Source organism: Micromonospora echinofusca (assembly GCF_017614955.1).
Classification (GTDB): Bacteria; Actinomycetota; Actinomycetes; order Mycobacteriales; family Micromonosporaceae; genus Micromonospora; species Micromonospora echinofusca_A.
The window spans coordinates 1-8,028 of sequence record NZ_WVUH01000328.1 but is presented as its reverse complement, the minus strand read 5'-3'; the positions used below and the strand labels follow the sequence as shown (position 1 = coordinate 8,028).

The 8,028-nt window shown below is 72.2% G+C and carries 3 protein-coding genes and 1 pseudogene; 3 read left to right on the top strand and 1 reads right to left on the bottom strand.

From position 1 onward, the window contains the following. The first annotated feature begins 53 nt into the window (after window positions 1-53). The 3 genes and pseudogenes from rsgA (at window position 54) to GSF22_RS27275 (ending at window position 4,798) form a co-directional block, all read left to right on the top strand. Window positions 54-851 (top strand): GTPase RsgA, encoded by a 798-nt coding sequence (rsgA, locus tag GSF22_RS27285; RefSeq protein ID WP_208816605.1) that lies wholly within the window; start codon window positions 54-56, stop codon window positions 849-851. Window positions 852-1,069: 218 nt separating this feature from the next. Beyond that, a pseudogene (gene uvrA, locus GSF22_RS27280) lies at window positions 1,070-4,021 on the top strand (excinuclease ABC subunit UvrA); the annotation flags it as partial. A 279-nt stretch (window positions 4,022-4,300) separates the two neighbouring features. Beyond that, window positions 4,301-4,798, top strand: a complete 498-nt coding sequence (locus GSF22_RS27275; RefSeq protein WP_208816604.1) for a Rieske (2Fe-2S) protein — start codon at window positions 4,301-4,303, stop codon at window positions 4,796-4,798. Window positions 4,799-4,854: 56 nt separating this feature from the next. On the opposite strand, the gene GSF22_RS27270 is transcribed toward GSF22_RS27275, so the two are convergent. Then, window positions 4,855-8,028, bottom strand: a 3,174-nt coding sequence (locus tag GSF22_RS27270) for a penicillin acylase family protein (protein WP_208816603.1), incomplete at its 5' end; no start/stop codon positions are given.

The window sequence follows — 8,028 nt, the reverse complement described above, 5'->3', positions numbered from 1 at the left end:
GGTCGGAGTGGCGCCGCAGACCAGCTTCGCCGACGACAGGAGTAGACGTGAACATGGATCTCGCCGCGCTCGGCTGGGACCCGGCCACCGTGCTGCGTGGTCGCCGCCGTGACCTGCGTCCCGGCCGGGTGGCCCGGGTGGACACCGGGGTGTGCACTGTGTTCTGCGTCACCGGCACGGTCCGGGCCACCCTCTCCGGCCGGTTGTTCGTGGCCGCCGCCCGGGACCGGTCCGCGCTGCCGGGCACCGGCGACTGGGTACTGCTGGGCACCTGGCCGGACGGCCGGGTCACCGTGGAGGCGGTGCTGCCCCGCCGGACCGCCCTGCCGTACCCGGCTGACGGGCGTACCGGCCCGGCCGGGCTGCTGGCCGCGAACGTGGACGTCGCGGCGGTGGTGCTGCCGGTGCACCCGGCGCCCGCCGGTGCCCGGGTCGCGGCGCTGGTCGACCCGGTCCGGGCGGCCGGAGTGCCGCCCGTGGTGATCCTGACCAAGACCGACCTGACGGCGGACACGGCGGCGATCGCGGCGCGGGTGCACCGGGCCGTACCCGGGGTGCCGGTCCTGCCGGTCAGCGTCCGGACCGGTCGGGGCCTGCCGGCGGTCCGTGACCTGGTGCCCCCGGGCCGGACCCTGGCCCTGCTCGGCCCGGCGGGGGCGGGCAAGTCGGCGCTGGTGGACGCGCTGGCCGGCGCGTCGGTGCTGGGCGTCGGTGCGGCCCGGCGGGCCGACGGCGGCCGGCGGCCCGGCGGGTCCTGCCGGGCGTTGGTCCGGGTGCCGGGTGGCGGAGCGGTGATCGACACCCCGGGCGGGTTGGACTTCCCGGTCCGGCTCGGGGTGTCGTCGGGCTGAGCCCCATCCTCCTGAGCTGCGGGAATGCCTGGCTCAGGAAAGTTGTCGTACCCCGGGGCTAGAGTTGCCGGGGCGCCGCCTGTGCGCCTTTCACTATCGGGCTGTGGGTCCGCCACCGGGCGGATCCGACCGTGCGGGACCGCCCGCACCCGGCCCGACCGGTGGACTCGTTAATCGGACAGATCGCTCACCATCTTCTTCCCGGGAGTACGCGGACAGTGGCCGACCGACTGATCATCCGTGGCGCGCGCGAGCACAACCTGCGTGACGTCAACCTCGACCTGCCGCGCGACGCAATGATCGTCTTCACCGGGCTCTCCGGTTCGGGTAAGTCCAGCCTCGCCTTCGACACGATCTTCGCCGAGGGGCAGCGGCGCTACGTGGAGTCGCTGTCGGCGTACGCCCGGCAGTTCCTCGGCCAGATGGACAAACCGGACGTCGACTTCATCGAGGGGTTGAGCCCGGCCGTCTCGATCGACCAGAAGTCGACCTCCCGCAACCCGCGCTCGACCGTGGGCACCATCACCGAGGTCTACGACTACCTGCGGCTGCTCTTCGCCCGGGTCGGTGAACCGCACTGCCCGGTCTGCGGCGAACGGATCTCCAAGCAGAGCCCCCAGCAGATCGTCGACCGGGTCCTCGCCATGGCCGAGGGGACCCGGTTCATGGTGCTCGCTCCGGTGGTCCGGGGCCGCAAGGGCGAGTACGTCGACCTGTTCGCCGAACTCCAGGCCAAGGGGTACGCCCGGGCCCGGGTCGACGGGGTGGTGCACGCGCTGACCGAGCCGCCCAAGCTCAAGAAGCAGGAGAAGCACACCATCGAGGTGGTGATCGACCGGCTCACCGTCAAGGCCAGCGCCCAGCAGCGGCTGACCGACTCGGTCGAGGCCGCGCTCGGGCTCTCCGGTGGGCTGGTGCTGCTGGACTTCGTCGACCTGGCCGAGGACGACCCCCACCGGGAGCGCCGCTACTCCGAGCACCTGGCCTGCCCGAACGACCACCCCCTGGCGATCGAGGACCTGGAACCCCGGGTCTTCTCCTTCAACGCCCCGTACGGCGCCTGCCCCGAGTGCACCGGTCTGGGGACGAAGAAGGAGGTCGACCCGGAGCTGCTCATCCCGGACCCGGAGCGCACCCTGCGGGAGGGTGCCATCGCGCCCTGGTCCGGTGGGCACACCCTGGAGTACTTCCTCCGGCTGCTGGAGGCGCTCGGCGAGGCGGAGCACTTCGACCTGGACACCCCGTGGCGGCAGCTGCCCTCCCGGGCGCAGAAGACGATCCTGCACGGCTCCGGTGACCAGGTGCACGTGCGCTACCGCAACAAGTACGGCCGGGAGCGCTCGTACTACACCGGGTTCGAGGGTGTGGTGCAGTGGATCGAGCGCCGGCACTCCGACACCGAGTCGGACTGGTCCCGGGAGAAGTACGAGGGCTACATGCGGGACGTGCCCTGCGCGGCCTGCGGCGGCGCCCGGCTCAAGCCCGAGGTGCTGGCGGTGACCCTGGCGGGCCGGAGCATCGCCGAGGTCTGCAACCTGTCGGTGGGGGAGTGCGCCGAGCTGCTCGGCGCGATGACGCTGACCGACCGGCAGAAGCTGATCGCCGAGCGGGTGCTCAAGGAGATCAACGCCCGGCTGCGCTTCCTGGTCGACGTGGGGCTGGACTACCTCTCCCTGGACCGCCCGGCCGGTACCCTCTCCGGCGGCGAGGCGCAGCGCATCCGGCTGGCCACCCAGATCGGCTCCGGCCTGGTCGGGGTGCTCTACGTCCTCGACGAGCCGTCCATCGGGCTGCACCAGCGGGACAACCACCGGCTGATCGAGACCCTGGTGCGGCTGCGGGGCCTGGGCAACACCCTGATCGTCGTCGAGCACGACGAGGACACCATCCGGACCGCCGACTGGATCGTCGACATCGGCCCCGGCGCCGGTGAGCACGGCGGGCGGATCGTGCACAGTGGCTCGGTACCGGACCTGCTGGCCAACCCCGAGTCGGTGACCGGGGCGTACCTGTCCGGGCGCCGGTCGATCCCGACCCCGCAGCAGCGCCGCCCGCAGACCCCGGGCCGGGAGCTGGTCGTGCACGGTGCCCGCGAGCACAACCTGCGCAACCTGACCGTGCCGTTCCCGCTCGGGCAGCTCATCGCGGTCACCGGGGTGAGCGGGTCGGGCAAGTCGACCCTGGTCAACGACATCCTGTACGCGGTGCTGGCCAACCAGATCAACGGTGCCCGGCTGGTGCCGGGCCGGCACACCCGGGTCTCCGGCCTGGAGCACGTGGACAAGGTCGTCGGCGTCGACCAGTCGCCGATCGGCCGGACGCCCCGGTCCAACCCGGCGACCTACACCGGCGTGTGGGACCACGTCCGCAAGCTCTTCGCCGAGACCACCGAGGCCAAGGTCCGGGGGTACGGCCCCGGCCGGTTCTCGTTCAACGTCAAGGGTGGGCGCTGCGAGGCGTGCAGCGGCGACGGCACGATCAAGATCGAGATGAACTTCCTGCCGGACGTCTACGTGCCCTGCGAGGTCTGCAAGGGTGCCCGGTACAACCGGGAGACCCTGGAGGTGCACTACAAGGGCAAGACCGTCTCGGACATCCTGGAGATGCCGATCGAGGAGGCGGCCGAGTTCTTCGCCGCGATCCCGGCCATCCACCGGCACCTGAAGACCCTGGTGGACGTGGGTCTCGGGTACGTCCGGCTGGGTCAGCCCGCGCCGACGCTCTCCGGCGGTGAGGCGCAGCGGGTCAAGCTCGCCTCCGAGTTGCAGAAGCGCTCCACCGGGCGGACCGTCTACGTGCTCGACGAGCCGACCACCGGTCTGCACTTCGAGGACATCCGCAAGCTGCTGATGGTGCTGGAGGGGCTGGTCGACAAGGGCAACACGGTGATCACGATCGAGCACAACCTCGACGTGATCAAGACCGCCGACTGGCTGATCGACATGGGCCCGGAGGGCGGTCACCGGGGCGGCACGGTGCTCGCCACCGGTACCCCGGAGGAGGTCGCCGAGGTGGCGGAGAGCCACACCGGTCAGTTCCTCCGCCCGGTGCTCGGCCTCGACGGCCCGGCGCGGGGCGCCGCCGCCGCGGTGTCCCGGGCGGCGAAGGCCAACGGCACCACCGGCCGCACCGGCACGGCGACCCGGAGCGGCACGGCGAAGGGCAGCGCCGCGAAGGACGGTGGCGCGGCCACCAGCGGCACGGCGGTGAAGGACGGCGCGGCCAAGCCGGCCCCCCGGACCCGCCGGGCGTCGACCGCCAAGGCCACCAAGGCCACCAAGGCCGGCTGACCGTCAACCAGCCGCCGGCTGACCGGCTGACCGGTGGCGCGGGCTGACACCGCGTCGACGTTCGTCGGTCAGGATGATCCGTGCCTACGGTGTAGGCACGGATCATCGAGTCGCCGGTACCGGTCGACCAGCCGGCAACCGGAAGAGAAGCGAGGCAGCATGAGCGACGAGCAGATGTCGACCGGCCAGGGTGGGCGGACCCGTCGGGCGTTGTTGACGGGTGCGGGTGCGGTCGGCGCCTCGGTCGTCCTGGCCGCCTGCGGTGACGACGCCGGGACCGACGACGCGGGCAGCCCGACCGCCGGTGGGGGGCCGACCAGCGGCGGCCCGCCGGTCTCGCCCAGCGCCGACGCCGGCGCCGACCGGGGTGCCGCCGCGCTGGCCCGCACCGCCGACATCCCGGTCGGCGGGGGCCGGATCTACGCGGAGAAGGGCGTGGTGATCACCCAGCCCACGGCCGGGGAGTTCAAGGGGTTCGACCCGATCTGCACCCACCAGCGCTGCCCGGTGGCGAACGTCGACGGCGGCACCATCAACTGCACCTGCCACAACAGCAGGTTCTCCATCGCCGACGGCTCGGTCAAGGCCGGCCCGGCGCCCCGGCCGCTGCCGCAGAAGCAGATCAAGGTCGAGGGCGACCAGATCATGCTGGCCTGACCGGTCGGGGCCGGCACGGTCTCCCGTGCCGGCCCCGACCGTCGTGCCGTGCACCGTCAGTGGGCGTACACCGACATCTCCCAGAGCGAGAAGCCGTAGCTGGTCGCCCGGGTCAGCCCCCGCATCCGGACGTACCGGGCGGTGGTGGCCGGGAGCGCCACCACGTCGGTACCGCCGTCACCCACCGTGGTGGACCAGGCGGTACGCCAGGTGGTGCCGTCGGTCGAGACCTCGATCCGGTACGACCGGGCGTACGCCGCCTCCCAGGCCAGGGCCACCCGACCCACCTGCCGGGCCGAGCCGAGGTCGACGGTCAGCCACTGGTCGTCGGACCACGAACTGGCCCACCGGGTACCGAGATCCCCGTCGACGGCCTTCGTCGCCGCGTACCCGAACTGGCTGCTGGACGCGGTCACCGGCCGCCCGGCGGCGAGGTTGCTCAGGTCGTCGCCGCGCCGGGCCGGGAACGAGACCACCTGCTGGTACGTCGGCCGGTTCTGCCAGGCGGTGGTGGGGTGCGTGATGCCACCCAGCACGGACTGCACGATCCCGTCCGCGCACCACTGGTCACCGGCGGCGCAGGTGGCGTCGGCCGGGTACACCTCGGCGGCCGGGGTCGCCGCCGCCGTGCGCAGCGTGTCGAGCAGAATCTGCCGGCATCCGGTGAGGGCCCCGTTGCCGCAGTAGGTGCGGCCGAGGCCGCCCCGGACCGGGTCACCGAGCACCGACCGCAGGTCCTTGTCGACGTACCCCCACCAGCCGTACTGGAACGACGAACCCTTGTGGGTCTGCCCCCCGCTCGCCGACGACGAGGGCAGGTTCGACACGTCGCCCTGCTGCCGACCGGACGGGGACTCGTTGATCTGGATCGTGTTGACCAGCGACTGGTAGAGGTCCGGGCCGAGCGGCTCCTTGAACATGCCCCGGACCAGCAGCGGCCACCAGGCGTCGAAGGTACGGATCGCCTCGGCGTGCCGGTACACCTTCGAGCCCTTGGTCGTCTCCACCCGCAGCGCGCCGTCCTGCCGCCACGCCTTCAGCCGGCTGATCTCGGCGGCCAGGGTGGCGTCGGTGACCGGCTGGCTCTCCAGGACCCGGATCAGCTCGTCGAGCACCTCGATGCCGCGCAGGTCGGTCACGCCGGCCTGCTGCACGAGCGAGGTGAGGGTGGCCCGGTCGAACTTGCGGCCGGCGGCCACCGCCGCCTTCATCGGCCGGTCGAGCAGGTCACCCCGGTGCACCGCGCCGAAGCTGAAGTTGCCGTCGCTGGCACCGAAGTCCTTGGCCTGCTTGTTGTTCCAGCTGACGTAGTAGTCCTGGTTGACCGACTGCGGATGGGCGGCCGGCGGGGCGTACGTGGCGCTGTTGGTCGCCGGGTCGTAGTTCTGCCACTCGTAGGCGGGGTCGGCCTTCATCGGCAGGTTCGGGTTCGACCCGGTACCGCGTACCGGGTTCAGCCCGCTGTTGAAGTACGCCGCCTCGGTGGAGTTGACGTAGAACCAGTTGAACGAGTACTCCACGTTGTTCGCGGCGTTGGTGAAGGCGGCGGCGGACCCCATCTGGGACGGGTCGTTGAACATCTGGAAGCCGATCGCCGAGTCGGCCTCGTGCCGGTAGGTGGAGCGGAGGTGGGTGAAGGCGTGCGGCCGGCCGCCGACGGTGGCCCGCCAGCCGACCAGTCCCAGCTTCGTCCGCCAGGCGATCAGCTTGTACGACCCGGCCGGGGTGCCGTCGGCGACGGTGGGGCTCCACTTGTTGACGTGCGACAGCTCCTCCATCGCCAGGCACTGCCCCCGGTACAGGTAGTGGTTGCTGGCCAGGGTCGGCGCGCTGCCGTCGGTGGTGCACAGCGGTACGGCGTACGTGTCGGTGATGTCGTGGGTCGCGGAGGTCGCGCTCCAGGCGTAGTCCTGACCCCGGCCGAGCAGCACGTAGAGGTTGAGCCCGGCGAACGCGGCGCCCCGGGCGCTGATCCCGGGCCCCTGCAACTCCTGCACCATGAGCAGCTGGGGTGCGAAGTAGCCGGTCTGCGGGCCGAACACGGCGATCGGGTGGCCGGTGGTCGAGTGCGCGGCGGAGACCACGGCGGCGTTGGACATGCCCCGGTTCGCCGGGGTGATGGTCAGCCCGGACAGCGCCGCCGCGAGGTCGGCGGCGGCACCCGTCCCGGCGCTGGTGCCGGCCGACCGGGTGGTGGTACCGGCCGAGCCGGTGGGGTCGGTGAAGATCGGCTCCGGCTTCGCCGAGTTGGCGTCCGGGAGCACCACGCTGGCCGCGTCCGGTGACGCGTCGCCGTACGGGAAACTCTGCCCGTCGTGCAGGGTCAGCACCGCCTCGGGGTCGTTCTGCCCCCGGAACGCGGTCCACACCTTGTCGCCCTCGACCGTGCCGTAGCGGGCCCGGGCGGCGATCCGGACCAGCGCGGACTGCATCTCGTTGCCGCCCCCGCCGCCGAACAGGCCACCGACCACCCCGGCGATCGCGATCAGGTCGGTCATCAGGAACGGTTCCGGGCCGCCCTCGTTGGTGATCGCGTCGAGGTGCCCGGTCAGCACGTACTCCCCGGGGCAGTTGCGGTTGTCCATGCAGGTCCGGATGTAGGCGTTGATCCCGGCGATGTACTCGGCGACGTCGGCGTAGAGCTGCTCGCCCCGGGTGCCACCCTTGGTACGCAGGGCCTGGACCTGGGCGGCCAGGTCCGCCTCGGTGTACGGCGAGTTGTGCCAGACGCTCTGCTCCAGCGCCCGGTTGCCGGGGGCGCCACCGGCGAACGGGGTGAGCGTGCCCCGGCCGACGTGCCGCAGCAGGTCCATGGTGAACAGCCGGTCCTCGGCTCCGGCGTATCCGGCGCCGAACATGGTGCCGCCCCGGGTGCTGCCGGTGACGTGCGGGATGCCGGTGGCCCTGTCCCGGACGATCCGCACGTCGGCGCGGGGCGAGTAGTCCCGTTCGACCTGCCCGGCCGGTACGCCGAAGGACGCGTCGTTGAAGAAGTTGCCGATCTGGTCCTCGCGCAGCCCGGCGTACCCGTAGACCAGGTCGGCGTACCGGCCGAGCTGGTCGGCGGAGTGCCGGGGCAGGGTGCCCAGGGTCTGGTGGGCCAGGATCTCGACCAGGGTGGCGTTGCCGTTCTGGCCGGGCGGCAGGATGTCGGCGCACTCGCCGAGGCAGTAGTCCCCGGCGGCGAAGCTGCTGGTGGCGGTCGTGCCGGCGGGTGCGGCGGTGGGTGC